The 21,057-nt window shown below is 66.5% G+C and carries 17 protein-coding genes; 6 read left to right on the top strand and 11 right to left on the bottom strand.

The window, feature by feature from the left end; genetic code table 11:
- The first annotated feature begins 41 nt into the window (after positions 1-41).
- Entirely contained in the window at positions 42-602 is a 561-nt protein-coding gene (locus GTZ97_RS13920; RefSeq protein WP_161651255.1) for a hypothetical protein, read from the top strand.
- Between the two features lie 22 nt (positions 603-624).
- On the opposite strand, the gene GTZ97_RS13915 is transcribed toward GTZ97_RS13920, so the two are convergent.
- The 5 genes from GTZ97_RS13915 to GTZ97_RS13895 all read right to left on the bottom strand — a co-directional run bounded on the left by GTZ97_RS13915 (position 625) and on the right by GTZ97_RS13895 (position 6,656).
- Complete coding sequence (locus GTZ97_RS13915) at positions 625-1,260, bottom strand: hypothetical protein (protein ID WP_161651254.1); 636 nt, start codon at positions 1,258-1,260, stop codon at positions 625-627.
- Between the two features lie 122 nt (positions 1,261-1,382).
- On the bottom strand, positions 1,383-3,185 hold the full coding sequence (locus GTZ97_RS13910) for a lipase family protein (RefSeq protein WP_161651253.1): 1,803 nt from the start codon (positions 3,183-3,185) through the stop codon (positions 1,383-1,385).
- A gap of 226 nt (positions 3,186-3,411) precedes the next feature.
- Entirely contained in the window at positions 3,412-4,878 is a 1,467-nt protein-coding gene (sbcB, locus tag GTZ97_RS13905) for an exodeoxyribonuclease I (protein ID WP_161651252.1), read from the bottom strand.
- A 7-nt stretch (positions 4,879-4,885) separates the two neighbouring features.
- Positions 4,886-6,007, bottom strand: coding sequence for a beta-ketoacyl-ACP synthase III (locus tag GTZ97_RS13900; protein WP_161651251.1), 1,122 nt, complete (start codon positions 6,005-6,007; stop codon positions 4,886-4,888).
- Between the two features lie 58 nt (positions 6,008-6,065).
- Positions 6,066-6,656 carry an RluA family pseudouridine synthase gene (locus GTZ97_RS13895; protein ID WP_330863620.1) on the bottom strand — a complete coding sequence of 197 codons (591 nt, stop codon included), beginning with the start codon at positions 6,654-6,656 and terminating at the stop codon, positions 6,066-6,068.
- Positions 6,657-6,859: 203 nt separating this feature from the next.
- Here GTZ97_RS13895 and GTZ97_RS13890 point away from each other — a divergent pair, with 203 nt between their 5' ends.
- A complete protein-coding gene (locus tag GTZ97_RS13890; protein WP_161651249.1) occupies positions 6,860-8,419 on the top strand; it encodes a methyl-accepting chemotaxis protein in 1,560 nt (519 codons plus the stop codon).
- A gap of 26 nt (positions 8,420-8,445) precedes the next feature.
- Here GTZ97_RS13890 and GTZ97_RS13885 read toward each other — a convergent pair whose 3' ends face one another.
- The gene (locus GTZ97_RS13885) at positions 8,446-9,477 is read right to left on the bottom strand and encodes a bile acid:sodium symporter family protein (RefSeq protein WP_161651248.1); all 1,032 of its coding nucleotides are present in this window, start codon (positions 9,475-9,477) and stop codon (positions 8,446-8,448) included.
- A 130-nt stretch (positions 9,478-9,607) separates the two neighbouring features.
- On the opposite strand from GTZ97_RS13885, the gene acnA reads away from it, so the two are divergent.
- Positions 9,608-12,352, top strand: coding sequence for an aconitate hydratase AcnA (acnA, locus tag GTZ97_RS13880; RefSeq protein ID WP_161651247.1), 2,745 nt, complete (start codon positions 9,608-9,610; stop codon positions 12,350-12,352).
- Positions 12,353-12,355: 3 nt separating this feature from the next.
- Here the strand turns inward: acnA and GTZ97_RS13875 are convergent, their stop codons facing one another.
- The 4 genes from GTZ97_RS13875 to exaC all read right to left on the bottom strand — a co-directional run bounded on the left by GTZ97_RS13875 (position 12,356) and on the right by exaC (position 16,587).
- Positions 12,356-13,450, bottom strand: coding sequence for a putative solute-binding protein (locus tag GTZ97_RS13875; RefSeq protein ID WP_161651246.1), 1,095 nt, complete (start codon positions 13,448-13,450; stop codon positions 12,356-12,358).
- Entirely contained in the window at positions 13,447-14,541 is a 1,095-nt protein-coding gene (locus GTZ97_RS13870) for a putative solute-binding protein (RefSeq protein ID WP_161651245.1), read from the bottom strand. The genes GTZ97_RS13875 and GTZ97_RS13870 overlap by 4 nt, the downstream gene beginning before the upstream one ends.
- Positions 14,542-14,631: 90 nt before the next feature.
- The gene (locus GTZ97_RS13865; RefSeq protein ID WP_161651244.1) at positions 14,632-14,985 is read right to left on the bottom strand and encodes an ArsC family reductase; all 354 of its coding nucleotides are present in this window, start codon (positions 14,983-14,985) and stop codon (positions 14,632-14,634) included.
- 81 nt (positions 14,986-15,066) lie between these two features.
- Positions 15,067-16,587 carry an acetaldehyde dehydrogenase ExaC gene (gene exaC / locus GTZ97_RS13860; protein ID WP_161651243.1) on the bottom strand — a complete coding sequence of 507 codons (1,521 nt, stop codon included), beginning with the start codon at positions 16,585-16,587 and terminating at the stop codon, positions 15,067-15,069.
- Between the two features lie 241 nt (positions 16,588-16,828).
- Between exaC and GTZ97_RS13855 the strand changes: the two genes are divergently transcribed.
- From GTZ97_RS13855 to gph, 3 genes are all read left to right on the top strand, one after another.
- Positions 16,829-18,850: a sigma-54-dependent Fis family transcriptional regulator gene (locus tag GTZ97_RS13855; protein ID WP_161651242.1), complete on the top strand. Its 2,022-nt coding sequence runs from the start codon at positions 16,829-16,831 to the stop codon at positions 18,848-18,850.
- A 115-nt stretch (positions 18,851-18,965) separates the two neighbouring features.
- Positions 18,966-19,682, top strand: coding sequence for a bifunctional 2-polyprenyl-6-hydroxyphenol methylase/3-demethylubiquinol 3-O-methyltransferase UbiG (gene ubiG / locus GTZ97_RS13850; protein WP_161651241.1), 717 nt, complete (start codon positions 18,966-18,968; stop codon positions 19,680-19,682).
- Positions 19,679-20,362 carry a phosphoglycolate phosphatase gene (gph, locus tag GTZ97_RS13845; RefSeq protein WP_161651240.1) on the top strand — a complete coding sequence of 228 codons (684 nt, stop codon included), beginning with the start codon at positions 19,679-19,681 and terminating at the stop codon, positions 20,360-20,362. The genes ubiG and gph overlap by 4 nt, the downstream gene beginning before the upstream one ends.
- A gap of 18 nt (positions 20,363-20,380) precedes the next feature.
- On the opposite strand, the gene GTZ97_RS13840 is transcribed toward gph, so the two are convergent.
- The coding region (locus GTZ97_RS13840) for a cupin domain-containing protein (RefSeq protein WP_161651239.1) at positions 20,381-21,057 on the bottom strand (677 nt) is incomplete at its 5' end.

Raw genomic sequence — 21,057 nt, 5'->3', positions numbered from 1 at the left:
CCCACAATGCGGGCAGCTTGACGCTCTCACCTGCTCGCTTCATGGACACCTTCACCATCGTCACCGGCCTGGCCTCGCTGTTCGGCTTTGCCCTTCAGGCGTTCAATGTCTTTCCGGAGCACGCACGAGGCCGTCAGGCGCTGTGGATGCTGGTGATGGGCGGCTTCGTCGGCGGCGTCCTGACGGCGCTGGATTTCCGATCGGTTCAACTCGACGTGAAGCTGACGGGCTACACCATCAGCATGACCGTGCTGGCCGCGCTCATCCTGTTCTTTGCGATCATGGCCGCCTTCACCCAGAACCACACGCGGCGCCGGGGCTTCTACATCGTCGGCGGGCTGGCCGCACTGGCGTTCACGATCACCACATCGGTCGTCTCGCTCGTGGGCACCGTCACCGACAGCGATCTGGTGCGACAGGACGTGGTCAACGAGCAGGAGCTCGAATGGCTATTGGACCGCGCCAGGGAGCGCGGCGACATCGCCCGACAGGTGCACCACCTTGACCTGCTGATCAAGCGGCTGGACGCAGCGGACGAGCGCCGCCCTGTGCTGGAGATGGAACGGGCAAGTCTGAAGGGGCAACTGGACAGGTCGCGCTGACGCGCGCCGATGTGCCCCTGCTTTAGCGCGAGGAGGCGGCAGCCTGGTCCAGACGTCGGGCCTCTGCCAGCGCTCGGGCCTGGCGACGTGCGGCATCCGGCTCCGCGTCCATCAGCAAGGTGGCCTGAAGTTCCCGCGCTTCGTTGACGGCCACGTCGTCATGTCGCACGCGCTGGGGCAAGTCGGCCAGAAGTGCCTCCGCCAACGCTGCTCTGCGTGCGGTCGCGTCCGTGTTGCGACTGAGCGCTTCCCACGCTTCCATCTGCTTGTTAAACCGGAGGAAGTTGACCATACGGGTCAACTCCTGCTGAGAATCGGGTTTGCCGGCAACCGCGCCCTTGAGCACCATCCACTCCATGGGGGACACGTAAGCGGGGCGCTCTGTCACGGGTCCTTCAATCGGCTTCACGGGTTCGCCATGGATCAAGGCCTGAGCGGATGCCTCCTGCTGCGCCGCCAGCTCTTCCATGGCGGGCTGCGGAACGGGAACCGAAGCCACCTGCTGGCCTCCCGCGGGCACGGCCGGGCGGTCCGGGTCAGGCTCGGGCGAAGTCGAATGGGTGAACCACACCACCGCCATCGCCGCCACGGCGCTTCCGGCCAGGCCAATCAACCACGCGCGTGCGCGGCGTGGGGCGTGTCTGACTACAGTTGCCATCGCAGCTTCCTCATTCGGCGGGGGTGCGTACCCCCACTCCTCTGTCATTCAGTATCGTGCAGGACCGGGCCCCGCAGAACCCGGTCCAAACCCGGACCCACGCGGATCCGGGTTTGCATCGATCAGCGCTGCACCGGCGCTTGCGGCAGAACCGTGAAGGTGTAGGTCTGACCGCTGCCCGACATCATGGTCGTCAGGATGGCGGAGATGAAGCAACCTTTGATCGACGGGAAGCTCGTGGTCCCCGTGAAGGTCAGGTTGCCGCTACCCAGGGCGGAGACAGGACCATCAAAGTTGATGGGGAACTCGACCGGCTTGCTGGTCTTGCACTCGCCGAACGGGATACCCAACACCGACGTGATGGTGATGTCGGCATAGGCGGTCCCGCGGATCTTGAGTTGCCCCGCGTTGTCCAGTTCCACCGTGCCCGTCGTCTGACCGACCGGCTTCACCGACAGCCCGACCGTGACTGGCAGACCAATGATGTTCAGCTTCTGCTTGAAATCCGGAATGTTCAGGCCGCCGCTCAGGCGCTTGGCCGTGATGTCGGCATCCGCGGTGAAGGTCGAGCTTTCCGGCATGGTGACCGTCTGACCCAGGGTCTTGAGGTTCACCGAAGCACGCAGCACCCACTCCTTGAGGGAGACGATGAAGTTGCCGTTCACGGGGTTGGCCGTGCTTTGCGGCTCCGGACCATTGTAGGAACAGCTGCCCGATGTGCTCTTGCCCGAGAAGCGGTCACCCAGCCAGCCCAGCACGGAAGGTGCGGCCTGGAACTGCGTCACGATGTGTTCGCTCGGGTACAGATCGAAGGTCACGTTGCTGAACTTCGCGCAGTACTTCTTCTTCAACGCCACCGCCTGGGCCAAGGGAATGAATTCGTCGGCCTGACCGTGATACTGGTACATCGGAACCGACACCTTGTCGCCGCCGAGGTCTTGCGCCACCACGGCCTGGCGGGCCGCCGGCAGGGCTGTCAGCAACTGGTCCAGCGTCTGGTTGCCAACGGTGAACTCGGAGAGATTGCGGTTCATCAGATCGAACAGCGACTCAAACACGCACTGCTGCTTGCCCCGCACGATCGCGGCCTTGCCTGCATCGTTGGCCAGGTCGTTGAGCGGAATGGCCGCCGGATACTGGGTCGACAGGCCGATGATGCCGCCGAACAAGAAGCTGGCGCCATTGTTGCCATCGAGGTAGCTCGCCGTGGCCAGGAAATCGCCGGGCACGCCACCGGCTGCCACGCCCACCAGGTTCACGTTGGGTGCATAGCCGGCGTGACGTTGTGCCGCCCAGGCGGCGCTCTGGCCGCCCTGCGAGTAGCCCCAGATGGCCGTCTTGGCTGAGGCGCTGACGCCGCCAGACGGGATCTGGCTTGCCGCGCGGACAATATCCAGCACGGCGTTGCCCTGGGATGCGCCAGCCAGGTAGGTCGGTGTGGCGCCTGTGGTGTACCCCTGATAGTCGGACACGAGCACGGCATAACCGGCCTTGAGCGCTGCCTTGATGTTGGCCGACTCGTAATCTGTGCCGCGCTCCAGCTGGATCGACGGCGCGCAGCCTTGGGCCAGACCGTGGGTGCCGACAGCGTACGACACGATCGGACGCGCCTGCAGCGGGTTGCTCCACGCTTGGGTCGGTACCAGCACCATGCCGGTCACCAGGTTGGGCGCGCCGACGGAATCGGTCGAGCGGTACATGACGCGCCAGGCCTTGACACCGGGCGCATCGTCGCCCAGATTCGCGCTGGCGGGGCTGTAGGAAATGAGATCGCCATTGGCGCCAGCCGGGATGGTGGCGGGCGCGTTGTAGAACGCGAGCCCTGAAGGGCCTTGCGCGGGTGCGGCCGTGGCCAGACCGGCGGCCAGGGCCAGGCAGGCCAGGGGCACGGCTTGCGCCGATCGGTGGACGAAGCGAGGAATCATGTGTCTCTCCAGTTTCGTTGACAGCATCGATCACTTACCGCTTAACGAAGACCGATTACCGGCGATCGAAAAATCGCCACGCCATTGTGGAGACATGCCCCGGGCTGCCTGCTGGCAGCGTTGTCCAACCGAGGTTCAAGACGCGCCTGAAACACGCAAACGAGGGGGGTACTGCAGGCCCCATCCACCCGCATAAACCCGGTGGTTAACCGCGGTGGGTTAGTGTTTAGGGCGCGATCTGCTCGGCATACTCGTAGAGCGCACCCAGGATGTCCTGACCACGCTCGTCGTCGTCCGCCAGTTGCTCGCCCAGCTGATCGATGCGCTCAAAGAAGGCCTGCAGCGACAGGCCGCCGCCCTGCCCGCTGTGCAGACGGGCCTCGCGCCATGCATGCCAGCGCGCCTGCTCGGCATCGGTCAGCGTGTCGGGGAAGTTGCGCGCGCGGTAGCGGAAGAACAGCTCGCCCAGGCGCTCGTCGGCAAAGGCCGGCGCGCGGTCGCCATACTGCTGCGCGAGCTGCTCGCCGCTCATCCCGCGCAGGCGCGTGAGCAGGCGGCGGTCGTCGTTGCCGATGAAGCCCCCGTACAGGTCTTCATCCACATCCACTTCTGCACGGCCTTCGGGCCGCGCGAACACCTCGGCCCAGATGCCGTCCATGCGGGCGCCCTGCGCAGCCGCGGTATTGGCGTAGGCCAGGGCCTGCTCCAGCTGGAGGCCCCACTTCTGCTGCAACGCAGGCGTCAGGATCTTGAGGTTGCCCACCACCACGGGCGACTTGTTGATGTGCACGCTCTTGATCGGCAGGCGGCTCATGCCCTCGGGCAGCTCGCTGGCCTTGGTGAACAGGCGCAGCCGGATGTCGTCGGCGCTGAGCGCGAACAGTTCACTCGGATCATGGGTCAGATCCCACACCAGCAGCTCATTCTTGTTGCTGGGGTGCTGGGCCAGCGGCCAGACCAGGGCCATGCAACCCCGCTCATGCCCGAACATGCCTGAGATGTGCAGGAAGGGCTTCCACTCGCTGCGCGGCTTGTCCAGCCCGGCCTCGGCCAGCACCGCATCCTTCTTGCGCAGCTTGAGACAATGCTCCCACAGCCGCGGCTGTGCCTGGCGGATCAATCTGGCCAGCGCGATGGTGGCGCGCACGTCCGAGAGCGCATCGTGCGCGGCCTCGTGCGCCAGACCATTGGCCTTGGTCAGGTGCTCCAGCTTGAATGAGGGCCGGCCATCCTCGTGCAGCGGCCAGGTGATGCCTTCCGGCCGCAGCGCCCACGTGCAGCGCACCACGTCCAACAGGTCCCAACGGCCGCAGCCGTTCTGCCATTCGCGGCCATAGGGATCGATCAGGTTGCGCCAGAACAGATGGCGCGTGACCTCGTCATCGAAGCGGATGGTGTTGTAGCCCAAGCCCACCGTGCTCGGCTCGGCGAGCTCCCGCTCGATGGCCTCGGCAAAAGCATGCTCAGGCAGACCTTGCGCCAGGCAGTGCTGGGGCAGGATGCCGGTCAACAGGCAGGATTCGGGGTCGGGCAGGTAATCCGGCGCGGGCTGGCAGTAGACCATGAGCGGCGCGCCGACCTCGTTGAGATCGGCGTCCGTGCGGATGCCGGCGAACTGCGCCGGCCGATCACGCCGCGGCACACGACCGAAGGTTTCGTAATCGTGCCAGTAGAAGGTGAAATCCGCGGCCATCGGCCACTCAGCGCTTGCGCACCACCACGCTGCCCACCGAATAACCTGCGCCAAACGAGCAGATCACGCCCAGGCTGCCTGCCGGCAGGTCGGTGCGCGCGGTGTGGAAGGCGATGATGGAGCCAGCCGACGAGGTGTTGGCGTACTCATCGAGGATGAGCGGTGCGACTTCGGGTGTGACCTCGGCGCCGATCAGCTTCTTGACAATGAGCTGATTCATCGACAGGTTGGCCTGGTGCAGCCAGTAGCGGCGGACGTCTGTGGGCGCAATGCCCAGCGCGCCCAACTGCGACTCGATGTGCGCCGCTGCGATGGGCACCACTTCCTTGAAGACCTTGCGGCCTTCCTGACGGAAGGTCTTGTCGCGGGCTGTGGGGTCGCTGTCTTCGCTGCGGTTGAGGTAACCGAAGTTGTTGCGGATGTTGTTCGAGAACAGGGTGGCCAGCTTCGAGCCCAGCACTTCCCACTGCTCGGATGATGTGGCCGTGTCGGCGCGCTCGACCACGGTGGCGGTGGCCACATCGCCGAAGATGAAGTGGCAGTCGCGGTCTTTCCACTCCTGGTGGCCCGAGGTGATCTCGGGGTTGATCACCAGCACGCACTTGGCCGAGCCGTTGCGGATGGCGTTGACCGCTTGCTCCAGGCCAAAGGTGGCAGCCGAGCAGGCCACGTTCATGTCGAAGGCGTAACCGCCCGCGCCGATGGCATTCTGGATTTCGATGGCGATGGCCGGGTAAGCGCGCTGCAGGTTGGAGCAGGCGCAGATCACACCGTCCACGTCGGCGCCCGTTTTACCGGCGGCAGCCAGGGCCTTCTTCGCGGCCTCGACGCCAATCTCGGCCAGCATGGAGAGTTGGTCGTCGCTGCGTTCCTGGAAGCGCGGGTACATGCGCTTGGGATCGAGGATGCCGGTCTTTTCCATGACGTAGCGGCTCTTGATGCCGGACGCCTTTTCAATGAATTCAACGCTGGAATGGGCCAGCGGCTGAACCGTGCCCGCTTCGATCTCGGCCGCATGTTCCGCGTTGAAGAGATCGACGTAGGCGTTGAACGACGCCACGAGTTCGGCGTTCGTGATGGTGTGCGGGGGGGTGTAAAGGCCCGTTCCGCTGATGACAACTGCGCTCATGGCAACCAGGGTCAGATGGAAAGGTGCGATTTTGCCACCGATCCCTCGACACAAGTCCTCAGAACGGCGCGGGGCTGCTTACCGTCACCGGCTCGCCCGTCTCGGGGTGCGGCAGGCTGAGCGCGCAGGCATGCAACATGAGCCGTGGCCAGGCTTGCTGCAGGGCCGCCTCGCCATACAGGGGGTCGCCGACGATGGGGTGCCCCCATGCCAGCAGATGCACACGCAACTGGTGAGAGCGGCCGGTGACCGGCTCGAGGCGCACCCGCGTGCGGCGCCCAGTCTCGTCCCGCCGCAACACCTGAAAGCGCGTCAGCGAGGGCTTGCCGCGCACGTGACACACCATTTGCCGTGGACGGCGCGGCCAGTCGGTGATCAGCGGCAGATCGATCTCGCCCGCGTCGTCGGCCATCACGCCATGCACCCACGCCTCGTACGCCTTGTCGACATGACGATCATGAAAGCATGCGCTCAGGATGCGTTGAGCGGCATCACCCCGGCCCAGGACCACCAGCCCGGACGTGGCCATGTCAAGGCGGTGAACGATCCTGGCATCAGGAAACACGCGCGCGACGCGGCTGACCAGACAGTCTTGACGATCTGCGCCACGACCCGGCACGGTGAGCAACCCCGCGGGCTTGTCAACCACCACCAGATGGTCATCGGCATGCCAGACAGAGACGGCCCTGTCGGCCGGCGGACAGTAGGCGACCTCCGGCTCAAGAGAGGGGGAAAACGGTGGCACGTGTGCGGCTGCGGGCAACAGAGGCGGAATTCCCGCTCTGATTCGGGTCAAGAAAATCGGCCAGACGCCGATGATGCGAGGAAGTCTAGCCTGACCGGAGCCACGCCATGCGCGTCAACCTGCCCGTCACGGGGCAAGAGAACGACTATCCCGACAATGAGATGCTGGTGTCGATGACCGACCGGCAGGGTCGCATCACGCATTGCAATGCCGCGTTCGTCCGGGTCAGTGGCTACACCTACGACGAGTTGATCGGCCAACCGCACAACCTGATCCGGCATCCCGACATGCCGGCCGATGCGTTCAAGGACATGTGGTCCACCATCGGCCACGGCCGCGCCTGGACGGCCGTGGTCAAGAACCGCAGCAAGAACGGCGACCATTACTGGGTCCAGGCCCACGTGACGCCGCTGCTGGAACGCGGCAAGCCCATCGGCTACCTGTCGGTACGCACCAAACCCACGCGCGAACAGGTTCAGGGCGCAGAGGCCCTGTACGCCAAGATGCGCCACGAGGCGGAAACCGGGGTGCACACCTTCAAGCTGCACGCCGGTCGCGTGCGCTACTTCGGCTGGCGCGACTGGACCGGCAAGCTGGGGCGCGTGCACCTCACGGGCCGGCTGGCCTTCGGGGTGGCGGTGTCGTTCCCGCTGGTGCTGCTACCGGGCTGGCTGGGCGTCACCGCGTCCTGGCTGCCCTGGATGGAGGCGGTGATGGCGACCGTGGTGGGCGGCGGCCTGGTCTACGCCATGCACCGCACCGTGACCCAGCCGCTCAACCAGGCCATCGACTTCATCGACAAGATGTCGGCTGGCGACCTGACGCACTCGATCTGGTCCACGCGAACCGATCAGGTCGGCCGCCTCATGCGCGGCCTGCGCCAGGCCAACCTGAACACGCGCGCGTTCGTCAACGACGTGTGCACCGAGACCACCGGCATCCAGCAGGCCATCAGCGAAATCGCTGCAGGCAACAACGACCTGTCTCACCGCACGGAAACCCAGGCAGGCAGCCTGGAGCAGACCACCACCGCCATGGCCACGCTGACCGACAACGTACGCCAGACGGCCGACACCGCGCGCGAGGTGGCCCAGGTCAGCGCGCAGACGACCTCGGTCGCCGAGCAAGGCGGCCAGGCCGTCGAAGAGGTGGTGCATGCCATGCAGGGCATCCAGGATTCGTCTCGCAAGATGAGCGAGATCACGCAGTTGATCGAAAGCATCGCCTTCCAGACCAACATCCTGGCACTGAATGCGGCCGTCGAGGCCGCTCGGGCGGGCGAGCAGGGCAAGGGCTTTGCCGTGGTCGCTGCCGAGGTGCGCTCGCTGGCGCGCCGCAGTTCACAGGCCGCCAAAGAAATCAACAACCTGATCAACGCATCGGTCAGCAAGGTGGGCGACGGCACCCGCCAGGTCGAAGCAGCGGGCGAAACCATCCGGCGTGTGGTCGGGGCGGTCAGCCAGGTGACCGAGCTGATCCAGGGCATCACGGCCGCCACAGCCGAGCAGTCGGATGACATCGTGAGCGTCAACCAGTCCATCAGCCAGATCGACCACACCACCCAGCAAAACGCCGCGCTGGTGGAGCAGGCCGCCGCGGCGGCCGAATCGCTCAAGCGCCAGGCCGAGGCCCTGGTGCGCGCCGCCCAGGTGTTCCGCGTGCGCTAAGCTTGTTTCCCATTCCAGTCGGCAGTTCAAGCCACGCGGCGGCTGACGCGCGCGGCGTAACGCCGGGCCATGGCCGCGCAGACGAACAGCTGGATCTGGTGATACATCAGGATGGGTAAGACGAGCACGCCCATGGCCGGATGCCCGCCAAACAGCAGCTTGGCCATGGGCATGCCAGAAGCCAGCGTCTTCTTCGAGCCGCAAAACACGGCCACGATCTCGTCTTCCTTGCTGAATCCCAGCGCACGCGATACCTTGCGCGTGAACCACAGCATCGGGTAGAGGAACAGCACCGCACCCAGGGCCGCCTCGGCCAGCAGCACCGGGCCGTGGTCGCGCCACAGGCCATCGGCCACCGAGTCGCTGAACGCCACCCACACGAGCATCACGATCACGGCCCGATCGAAGATGGATGTCCAGGGCTTGATGCGCGCAAAGAAGGCGGCCAGCCAGCGCCGCAGCACATGGCCGAGCACGAAAGGCAGCAACAGCATCTGCGCCACCTTCAACATGGTGTCGGCCACCTCAATGGCCACGCCCTGCGAGCCCATGACCGCACTGACCAGCAGCGGCGTGAGGAAGACGCCCAGCAGCGTCGACAATGTGGCGTTGAGCACGGCTGCGGCCACATCGCCCTTGGCCAACGCGGTCATGGCGACCGACGACGAGACCGTTGAAGGCAACACGGCCAGATAGAAGAACCCCAGCAGCAGGTCACGCGGGATGGCATCGCCCACCAACCACGCGCCCAGCGCCCACCAGATCGGGAACACCACATAGGTGCACAGTTGCACGAGCAGGTGCAGCCGCCACTTGACCGCGCCTGATTTGAGGCTGTCGGTCGACAGCCCCATGCCGTGCAGGAAGAACAGCGCGAACACCCCGACATCCGTCCACAAGCCCAGGCGCAACATGCCTTCGCTGCGGCCCCAGTCTGGCGCGAACGAGGCGACCAGCACGGCCGCCACCATCCCGAGCAGAAACCAGTCGACCACACCTGATTGCCGGCGGGCACAGGCAGGCGCGGGCGCAGAGCGGGGCAGACGGTGGGAGCGCATGGACGAGCAAAAGCCAAGAGCCTAGCGCACTCAGGGGCACTTCGTCGCGTTGGCCGTGAAATCGCAGTGCTGCCAGAATGTGCAGCGCAGTGGTTCTCTTGTGTGTCGTCTTCCACCTCAAGGAGTCTCCATGGCCTCTTCCGCCCCAGCGAAACGCCCCGCCTCGCGCGCCCCCGCCCACCCGTTCGCCCACACCCTGCGGTCGTTCAAGACCACCCGAGGGCAGACGCTCAAGCTGTTTTCGCTGCCGGAACTGGCCGCCACCCACCCGTCCATTCGCCGCTTGCCTGTGTCGCTGCGCATCGTGCTGGAGTCGGTGTTGCGCAACTGCGATGGCCAGAAAGTCACGCCAGAACATGTCGCCCAACTGGCCAACTGGCAACCCAATGCCCCCCGGGTCGACGAGATCCCGTTCGTCGTGGCGCGCGTGGTGCTGCAGGATTTCACCGGTGTGCCGCTGCTGGCGGACCTCGCCGCCATGCGCAACGTGGCGCAAAACCTGGGGCAAGACCCCAAGCGGGTTGAGCCACTGGTGCCGGTGGACCTGGTGGTCGACCATTCAGTGATGATCGACCACTACGGCAGCAAGCAGGCGCTCGACCTGAACATGAAGCTCGAGTTCCAGCGCAACGCCGAGCGATACCAGTTCATGAAGTGGGGCATGCAGGCCTTCGACACGTTCGGGGTGGTGCCGCCAGGCTTCGGCATCGTCCACCAGGTCAATCTCGAGTACCTGGCCCGCGGCGTACACGTGAAGGACGGCGTGGCCTACCCCGACACCCTGGTGGGCACCGACAGCCACACCACCATGATCAATGGCATCGGCGTGGTCGGCTGGGGCGTGGGCGGCATCGAGGCCGAAGCCGGCATGCTGGGCCAGCCCGTCTACTTCCTGACGCCCGATGTGGTCGGCTTCGAGCTCACCGGACGGCTGCGCGAAGGTGTGACGGCCACCGATCTGGTGCTGACCATCACCGAGATGCTGCGCAAGGAAAAGGTGGTGGGCAAGTTCGTCGAGTTCTTCGGCGAAGGTACGGCCTCACTCGCCCTGCCCGACCGCGCGACGATCGCCAACATGGCGCCGGAGTATGGTGCGACGATGGGATTCTTCCCCGTGGACGACCGCACCATCGACTACTTCAAGGGCACGGGCCGCACGCCCGACGAAATCGCGGCCTTCGAAGCCTACTTCCGCGCCCAGCACCTGTTCGGCGTGCCCCGCAGGGGCGAAATCGATTACTCGAAGGTCGTCTCGCTGGATCTGGGCTCGGTGGCCCCATCGCTGGCCGGCCCCAAGCGCCCGCAGGACCGCATCGAGATCACCCACCTGTCGCAGCGCTTCGCCGAGCTGTTCAGCAAACCGGTTTCTGAGAACGGCTTCAACCAGCCGGCCGACAAGCTCGACCAGGTCTTCCCGACCGCCAGCGGCATTGACATCCGAAACGGCGACGTGCTGATCGCCGCCATCACATCGTGCACCAACACGTCCAACCCCGGTGTGCTGCTGGCGGCCGGTCTGCTGGCCAAGAAGGCCGTCGAGGCGGGCTTGACGGTCAAGCCGCATGTGAAGACCTCGCTGGCGCCGGGCTCGCGCATCGTGACCGACTACCTGGGCAAGGCTGGTTTGCTGCCCTATCTGGAAAAGCTCGGTTTTGCGGTGGCGGCCTATGGCTGCACCACCTGCATTGGCAACGCGGGCGACCTCACGCCAGAAATCAACGAGGCCATCTGGAAGAACGACCTGGTGTGCGCCGCCGTGCTGTCGGGCAACCGCAACTTCGAGGCCCGCATCCACCCCAACATCAAGGCCAACTTTCTGGCGAGTCCGCCGCTGGTGGTGGCCTATGCCATCGCCGGTAACGTGACGCGCGACCTGATGACCGAGCCCGTGGGCACCGGCAAGGGCGGCAAGCCGGTCTACCTGGGCGACATCTGGCCCACCTCGGACGAGATCCACGCCCTGATGAAACACGCGATGGATGGCGAGGCCTTCCGCGCCAACTACGCCCAGGTCAAAGAGCAGCCGGGCAAGCTCTGGGGCGCCATCAAGGGCGTCAAGGGCCAGGTCTACGACTGGCCTACCAGCACCTACATCGCCCGCCCACCCTTCTTTGACCGCTTTGCCCCAGAACCGCAGGCCGCGAGCATGGGGGTGCGCAACGCACGGGTGATGGCCCTGTTTGGCGACTCGATCACCACCGATCACATCTCGCCGGCCGGCTCGATCAAGGAGACCTCACCCGCTGGCCAGTACCTGCTGGCCCACGGCGTACAGAAGGCCGACTTCAACAGCTACGGCTCGCGCCGCGGCAATCACGAGGTCATGATGCGCGGCACCTTTGCCAACGTGCGCATCAAGAATCTGATGCTGCCCCCAAGCGAAGACGGCAGCCGCGAGGAAGGCGGGCTGACGCTGCACCAGCCCTCGGGCGACAAGATGGCGATCTACGACGCGGCCATGCGCTACATCGCGGAAGGCACGCCCACAGTGATCTTCGCCGGCGAAGAGTACGGCACCGGCTCCAGCCGCGACTGGGCCGCCAAGGGCACGCAACTGCTGGGCATCCATGCCGTGGTGGCGCGCAGCTTCGAGCGCATCCACCGCAGCAACCTCGTGGGCATGGGCGTGCTGCCGCTGCAGTTCAAGGGGGAAGACAGCTGGCAGAGCCTGGGTCTGCGCGGCAACGAGCGCATCGACATCGAACTGGGCGACACGCTGCGGCCGCAGGCCGATGCCCGCCTGGTGATCACACGGGCCGACGGCAGCCAGCAGGCCGTGACCGTGCTGCTGCGCATCGACACGCCGATCGAGGTGAGTTACTACCAGCACGGCGGCATCCTGCCCTTCGTGTTGCGCCAGTTGCTGGCAGCCTGAGCCTCACCAGGGGTCGTTGCCCACGCACTCGGCCGCCGCCGGCGCCTGCTCGCAACGCAGGCGCCGTGCCAGCCGCAGGCCCCGGGCGTCGTACTGGCCCTGCTCCATCATCGTGCGCCGCACGTCGGCCAGCAACGACACAGCCGGCAGCACCGACCCAGCCGGCACATCCACCCACTGCGCGGCCGGCACCCCTCGGTCGGCCAGGCGCAGTGACGCGATCGCCAGATCGAAGTTCTGCGCCATGTAGCTGCGCGAACGCTGGCCAAAGCCAGCCGGCACCGCGCTGCGCCTCAGCACGAGCTGGTAGGTGTAGATCGTCAAGGGGAAGCGGCTGACGCCACCCTGCGTGCCCAGGCCCCGATGCAGCTCCAGCGGCTTGTAGGCAATGGTCGGCGCGATCACCACGTCCACATGGCCGTTGTTGAACATGGCGCCAAAATTCAGCGTGTCGGCCGCCACCGGCGTGCCGCCCAGGCGCCGCACCAACTCGGCCTGAGCCGGGTCGTGGTCCAGCGTGGCCACCTTGCGGCCTTGCAGACCGGACAGCACGTTGAGCCGACGGTCACGCGAGAACGCGTAGGCCGCCCCCATGGGCAACACCCCACCCACCTCGTGCTCGCCCGAGACCATCATCTCGGCCGCCTTGGGCTCGCTGAGCACTTCCACAAAGCGGCGCACGACCTCAAAGCTCGCATCCAGATCCACCCGCTCGCCGCGCACCACTGTGGCCGCACCCATGGCGTCCAGCGCCGCGGCCATGCCGTGGAAGGCGCGGGTGCGCAAAGCGGTGGCCATCAGCGCATCGCAGCGGCCGGTGCGGTAATCCTCGACCGCCACGCGCTCGTTGGTATAGGGCTGCACGACCAGATCGACGCCGTGCTGCTGCATCTCCAGGCGATGATCGGTGGCAGCGCGCCAGGCATCGCCGGCCATGCCAGAGGGGTCGTACACGCACATGCGCACCGCGGTCAACCGCGCGGCATCGGCCTGCTGAGCCTGCGCCGGCGTCAGGCCAGCCACGCACCACAGAGCCGACACGCTCAGCAATGCTGCCGCGCTGCGCCGCGCTGTCAACCCGCATCGCGCCCTGTTCATTTCCACTCCTCCGTCCGCTCGCTGCATTCGGCCGCCGCGGGCTCGATGCTGCAGCGGATGCGCTTGAGGATGCGCAGGCCCGTCTTGTCGAACAAGCCCTTGTTGGCCATCAGCACCCGGCCCTGGCGCATGAGCACCATGTACTGGTCGTTCTCATCGTGGGTGGGGTCGAGCCACAAGGCCTCCGGGATGTCCTGATCGGCCCGACGCGCCAGCGCGATGGCCTCGTCCACGCCCCGCGCGAAGTGCTCGCGTGAGGTCTGGCCGAAGCCGGCTGGAAAGCGCTCGGGGCGGATCACCATCTGATAGGTCAGGATGGTGATTGGGAAGCGCGCCACGCCGCCTTTGCGCGCCACGCCCTTGTGCAGCTCGAATGGGCGGTAGACCAGCGACGGCGCCACGATCACGTCCACATGGCCGTTGTTGAACATGGTGGCGAAATTGGTGATGTTGGCGGCCACAGGGCGCGCGCCCACGCGGGCAATCAACTCGGCCTGGGAACGATCGTGGTCGAAGGCGGCTACACGCTTGCCGGTGGCCGCCTGCAGGGTCTTGATCTGGCGGTCATTGACGAAGGCGTAGGCCGCCCCCAGTGGCAAGATGCCGGCCACCTCGTACCTGCCGGACACCATCATGGTGGCGGCCTTGGGCGAGGCGGTGGTCACGATGAAGCGGCGCACCACATCAAAGCTCGCCGCCATGTCGATGCGGCCATTGCGCAGGATGCTGGACGCCCCTGGCGAATCGAGCGCGGCGGCCAGTGCATTGAACTGGCGTGTGCGGATGCCGGTGGCCATCAGGCCGTCGCACTGCCCTGTGCGGAAATCCTCCACGGCGACAGCTTCGTCCACAAAGGTCTGGATGCGCAGGCTGACGCCGGCCTTGCTCATCTGCAACCGGTAATCCTCCAGGGCGCGGTGCACGTCGCCGCTGGTGCCGATCGGGTCGAACACGCAGACCTTGGGCGAGGAAGACGCCGATGCGGCAGGCGGTGCGGCGTGGGCCGGCGCCGCCGCCAGGCTGGCAAGCCAGATGGCCGCCGTCCAGCCGGACGAGGCAGTGAAGACGCGATGGATCACGCGACGGATCATGGGGGGACGGGCAGCAAGTGGACGAACACCCCATGCTAGGCAGACCACGCCATGCCGACGCATGGGGCTTCTACCAGCGCGTTCGCGCTTTCACCCCAGCCACTGTATCCATTGCGTTTCGTCGAAGCCCGCGCCCAGCGCCACGCCGTCACGCTCGATCAGCGGGCGCTTGATCACACTGGGCTGCGCCAGCATCAACGCCTGGGCCGACGCGGCATCGACCACGCCGGCCTGCGTCTCGGGCGACAGCTTGCGCCAGGTCGTGCCCTGGCGGTTGATCAGCCGCTCCCAGCCGAGTGCGGCCATCCAGCCGGGCAGCCGGTCGGCCGGCACGCCCTGCTTCTTGTAGTCGTGGAAGGTGTAGGCCACGCCCTGCTCGGCCAGCCAGTCGCGGGCCTTCTTCACCGTGTTGCAGTTGGGGATCCCGTAAAGAATGAGTGCCATGTCGGCTTGCTCCATGTGGACAGCGCAGATCAAACCGGCACTGTACACACGGCAGCAAGCGCGTTGGCTACCCTTTTGGGATCAGAAGAACCCGAGCTTGTTGGGGTCGTAGCTCACCAGCACGTTCTTGGTCTGCTGGTAGTGGTCCAGCATCATCTTGTGCGTCTCGCGGCCGATGCCCGACTCCTTGTAGCCACCGAATGTGGCATGCGCCGGGTAGTGGTGGTAGCAGTTCGTCCACACCCGGCCAGCCTGGATGCCGCGGCCCAGACGGTAAGCACGGCTGATGTCGCGCGTCCACACGCCGGCGCCGAGGCCATACGGCGTGTCATTGGCAATGCGCAGCGCCTCGGCTTCGTCCTTGAAAGTGGTGACCGCCAGCACCGGGCCGAAGATCTCCTCGCGGAAAATGCGCATGTCGTTGTGGCCCTTGAACAGCGTGGGCTGGATGTAGTAGCCATCGGCCAGCTCGCCGCCTAGCTGCGCCCGGTCGCCGCCGATCAGCACCTGCGCGCCCTCGTCCTTGCCCACCTGCAGGTAGGACATGATCTTCTCCATCTGCATGCTCGAGGCCTGCGCGCCCATCATGGTGTCGGTGTCCAGCGGGCTGCCCTGCTGGATGGCGGCGACCCGCTTGAGCACACGCTCGATGAAACGGTCGTAGATCGATTCCTGAATGAGGGCGCGGCTCGGACAGGTGCAGACCTCGCCCTGGTTGAACGCGAACAGCACCATGCCCTCGATGGCCTTGTCCAGGAAGGCATCGTCGGCCGACATCACGTCTTCGAAGAACAGGTTCGGGCTCTTGCCGCCCAGCTCCAGCGTGGCGGGAATCAGGTTGGCCGCTGCGGCCTGGCCGATGACCTTGCCCGTGGCGGTCGAACCGGTGAAAGCGATCTTGGCAATGCGCTTGCTGTTGGCCAGCGGCATGCCCGCCTCACGGCCAAAGCCGTTGACGATGTTGAGCACCCCCGGGGGCAGCAAGTCGGCAATCAGCTCGGCCAGCACCAGGATGCTCACGGGCGTGGATTCAGCCGGCTTGAGCACCACGCAGTTGCCCGCACCCAGGGCCGGCGCCAGCTTCCACGCCGCCATCAGGATGGGAAAGTTCCAGGGAATGATCTGGCCGACCACGCCCAGCGGCTCGTGGAAGTGATAGGCAATCGTGTGGCCGTCGATCTCGCTGATCGAGCCCTCCTGCGCGCGCAGGCAGCCCGCGAAATAGCGGAAGTGGTCGGCCGACAGCGGAATGTCTGCGTTCAGCGTCTCGCGGATGGGCTTGCCGTTGTCCACGGTTTCGGCATAGGCGAGCTTCTCGAGGTTCTGCTCGATGCGGTCGGCGATCTTCAGCAGGATGTTGGCCCGCTCGGCCGGCGAGGTAGCCGCCCACTTGTCCTTGGCGGCATGCGCGGCGTCCAGCGCCAGCTCGATGTCGGCCTCGCCCGAACGGGCCGCCTGCGTGAACACCCGGCCCGTGATGGGCGTGATGACGTCGAAGTAGGCGCCCCCCGTCGGCGGCACGAACCGGCCGTTGATGAAGTTGTCGTAGCGGCTCTTGAATGCGACAGGGGCGTCGTTGGCACCAGGAAGCGGATAGCGCATGAAGGTCTCCTCAGGGTTGCTTGCCCACGTCGGGCCCTGTCTCAGCGCACGCCTTGTGCCATCCGGGTAAGCCAGCAGGCGGGCCCCACCTTCACCTGGGAGGCGGCCGCCGGCCCCTGTCACCCCCGTTGTGTCAAACAATGTGCGAAAAGGTGACGCTGCGCCAGATTGACACAGGGGGAACCCGAGTGTGACACCCTCGGGCCCGGCGCATACTGCGGCTGTTTCGCCAGATGACACCATGCAGCTGCCCCAACCCCTCCCAGCCGACCGCGTGATCGAGGCGCGCAAACGCCTGCTCGAATCGGGCGAGGTGCCCAGCGAGCTCGTCAACGAGGTGGTGGCCCGCTCGTGGATGCGCAGCCAGGAAGCCGGGCTGTCGCCCGTCGAGGTCATGGGCGGCCCCCCGCTCGTCAGCGCTGCTGCGCTGAAGTCGGCAATGGAGCAGGAAGCCGACTTCCTCAGCCAGGCCCGGCCCGTCATGGAGTTCGTCTACGACCAGATCCGCGACTCCAGCAGCATGGTCGTGCTGGCCAATGCGCAGGGTCTGTTGCTGCACAGTGTGGGCGACGCCGAGTTCCTCACACGGGCTGAGCGGGTGTCGTTGCGTCCCGGCGCGCTCTGGCTGGAAGACATCCGCGGCACCAATGCCATCGGCACGGCGCTGATCGAGGGGCAGCCCGTTGTCGTCCACGGCGCCGAGCACTACCTCGAGCGCAACGGCTTTCTGACCTGCTCGGCCGCGCCCATGCGCGCCCCCGACGGCCGCCCCTGTGGGGTGCTCGACATCTCGGGCGACCAACGCGGCTTCCACCCTCACACCAGCGCGCTGGTGCGCTCGGCCAGCCGCATGATCGAAGACCGGCTGTTCCACGCCCGCCATCCTCGGGATCTGGTGCTGCGCCTGCACCCGCGGGCCGAGGGGCTGGGCATGGTCGGTGAAGGCCTGATCGCGCTGTCCGAAGACGGTTGGATCATGGGCGCCAACGCCGTCGCGCAGGACTGGCTGGGCCTGGGCGCTGCCCAGATCGGCTCCATCACGCTCGATCGCGTGCTCGGCCCCCAGGCCGTGCGGTTGCAGAACCTGCCCGCGAACGGCCAGGCCACACGCATCACGACCATGCGGGGCCAGACCCTGTTCGTGCGGGACGAACCCGAACGCCGCCGCCGTGTCTGGGCCGCGCAACCGCGTCCCGCACCGCGCGCCAACCCAAACGCGAGCATCCCCCTGCGCACCCTGGTGCGCCGTAGTCATGGGCTGGACGCGCGCGTCAATCTGGCGATGCAGCGTGCCCACAAGGTGCTGGCACAGGGCATTCCGCTGCTGATTCAGGGTGAATCTGGCACCGGCAAGGAAGTCTTCGCCCGCACGCTTCACAAACAGGGCGAGCGCAAGGACAAGCCCTTTGTCGCGGTCAACTGCGCGGCCTTGCCGGAAGGGCTGATCGAATCCGAGCTGTTCGGCTACGTGGGCGGCGCGTTCACGGGAGCACGCCGCGAGGGCGCGCCCGGCCAGATCCGCATGGCCGAGGGCGGCACCCTGTTCCTGGATGAGATCGGCGACATGCCGCTGTCGCTGCAGGCCCGCCTGCTGCGTGTGCTGCAGGACAAGGCCGTGATCCCGGTGGGCGGCACCCATCCCATCCCGGTGGATTTCGTGCTCGTCTGCGCCACCCACCACCAGCTCAAGGATGCCGTGGCCCAGGGTCGCTTCCGCGAAGACCTGTACTGGCGCATTGCCGGGCTGACGGTTCAGATGCCGCCGCTGCGCGAGCGCGACGACCTGATCCCACTGATCTCCGATATCCTGCACACGCTGGGCCACGACATGAAGCACGGCCGTGTGCCCGACATGGCCGACGAAGTGGTCGAGGCGCTGATGCAGCACCCCTGGCCCGGCAACCTGCGGCAACTGCACGCCGTGCTGCGCACCGCCTGCGCGCTGCTGTCGCCCCATGAAAACCTGCTGCACTGGGAACACTTCGGCGAAGACCTCTGGGACGCCGTGTTCTCGCGCCCCTACCGGGAAGACGAGGTGCCGATGGTGGCCGAGGTGGGCGCCACGCCCCGCACGCCCGCCGTGGCGGCCCCGACGCCCGACACGCCAGGCGAGACCAACCTCAAGCGCCTGTCCCAGACCGCGATCGAGCGTGCCATCCGCGCCAGCCAGGGCAACATGTCACAGGCCGCGCGGCGCCTGGGCATCAGCCGCAACACGCTCTACCGCCGGCTCAAGCAGTTGCGCGAGGACGGTGAGGACTGAGCCGGCACGAGGGCTCGGCCTCGCTTGGCCTTCGACCCCGGTCTGAACGGCCTCCGCCCCGTCAGATCAAGGTCTTCTCACGGGTCGCCCGGCCGATTGGCGGTAGCATTGCGGCATGACGCACACCGCCAACGCCGACCCCCAGGAACTCGCCAAGTTCAGCGAGCTGGCCCACAAGTGGTGGGACCCGGACAGCGAGTTCCGCCCCCTGCATCAGATCAACCCCTTGCGGCTGGACTGGATCGACCAGCTGGCTGCCATCAAGGGCAAACAGGTGCTGGACGTGGGCTGCGGCGGAGGCATCCTCGCCGAATCCATGGCCCGCCGGGGCGCTCAGGTGCTGGGCATCGACCTGGCCGACAAGGCGCTGAAAGTGGCCCAACTGCATGCGATGGAAAGCGGCGTGGCCAACCTCGCCTACCGCAGCGTGGCCGTCGAGGCACTGGCCGAGGAACAGCCGGCGCAGTACGACCTGGTGACCTGCATGGAGATGCTCGAACACGTGCCCGACCCGTCCTCGGTCGTGCGGGCATGCACAGCGCTGGCCAAGCCGGGCGGCTGGGTGTTTTTCTCCACCATCAACCGCAACCCGAAATCCTTCCTGTTTGCCATCGTGGGCGCCGAGTACGTGCTCAAGTTGCTGCCCAAGGGCACGCACGAGTTCGCGCGCTTCATCCGCCCGGCCGAACTGGCCCGCTGGATCCGTGAAGCCGGCCTCGATCTGGGGCAGTTCAAGGGCATGGAGTACAACCCGCTGACAGGCCGCTACTGGCTGTCGGGCGACACCAGCGTCAACTACCTGGTGGCCTGCCGCAAGCCACTCAAGCCATGAGCGTGACCGGCCGCATCGCCTGGGCGCAGCCCCCGCAGGCCGTGCTGTTCGACCTGGACGGCACGCTCGCCGACACCGCGGGCGACCTGGGCGGCGCGCTCAACCGCCTGCGCGCTGACCGCGGGCTGGCGCCCCTGCCGCTGTCGACCTTGCGGCCTTATGCCTCAGCCGGCGCCCGCGGCCTGATCGGCATCGGCCTGGACATCCACCCCGGCCATCCAGAATTCGACGATCTGCGCGCCGCCTTCCTGGTCCATTACGATGTCTGCCTGGCCGAAACCACAGCGCTGTTCGAAGGCGTGGCCGAGTTGCTCGATGCGCTCGAAGCCCAGGGCCTGAAATGGGGCGTGGTGACCAACAAGCCGCACCGCTTCACCGTCCCGGTGCTGCGTGGGCTCGGCCTGCTCGAACGATCGGGCACCAATATCAGTGGCGACACCACGGCCCATGCCAAACCCCACCCGCTGCCGCTGCTCACCGGCGCGGCGGAGCTGGGCGTGCCGCCGGCCAGCGTGCTGTATGTGGGCGACGACTTGCGCGACATCCAGGCCGCTCAGGCCGCCGGCATGCCCAGCGCAGCAGCGGGTTGGGGCTACATCGGCCACAACGGCGAGATCGCCAGCTGGGGCGCCGATGTGATCACTGCGCAGCCACTCGACGTGTTGAGCGTGCTGCGCTGATCAGCGCAGGCTGGGCGCTCAGGCCGAACGCCCGTAGTTGTCCTGGAAGCGCACGATGTCGTCTTCGCCCAGGTAGCTGCCCGACTGCACCTCGATGATCTCCAGCGGGATGGCCCCGGGGTTGATCAGTCGGTGCACCGTGCCCAGCGGGATGTAGGTCGACTGGTTCTCGGACAGCAGCACCACCTTGTCGCCCACGGTGACCTCGGCCGTGCCGCTGACCACGATCCAGTGCTCGGCACGGTGGTGGTGCATCTGCAGGCTCAGACTGGCCTTGGGCTTGACCATGATGCGCTTGACCTGGAAGCGCGGGCCCATGTCGATCGAGTCGTACCAGCCCCAGGGGCGGTGCACACGGCGGTGCAGCGTGCCCTCGGTGCGCGAGGCACCTTCCAGCTTGGCCACGATCTTTTTCACATCCTGGCTCTTGCTGCGGTCGGCCACCAGCACGGCGTCGGGCGTCTCCACCACCACGACGTTGTCCAGGCCCACGGCGGCCACCAGTCGGCTGGTGGCATGCACCAGCGTGTCCTTGCTGTCTTGCATCAGCACGTCGCCCTGGGCGGCATTGCCCTGCTCGTCATGGGCGCTGACCTGCCACACGGCATCCCATGCGCCCAGATCCGACCAGCCCGCATCCAGCGGCACCATGCGCACCACAAAGCCGCTTTCCGGCTTGGCCGGGCACTGCTCCA

The sequence above is a fragment of the Aquabacterium fontiphilum genome (assembly GCF_009909205.1).
Classification (GTDB): Bacteria; Pseudomonadota; Gammaproteobacteria; order Burkholderiales; family Burkholderiaceae_C; genus Aquabacterium; species Aquabacterium fontiphilum.
Note: the sequence above shows the minus strand (reverse complement) of the source record. Positions and strands in the feature narration are given on the sequence as shown.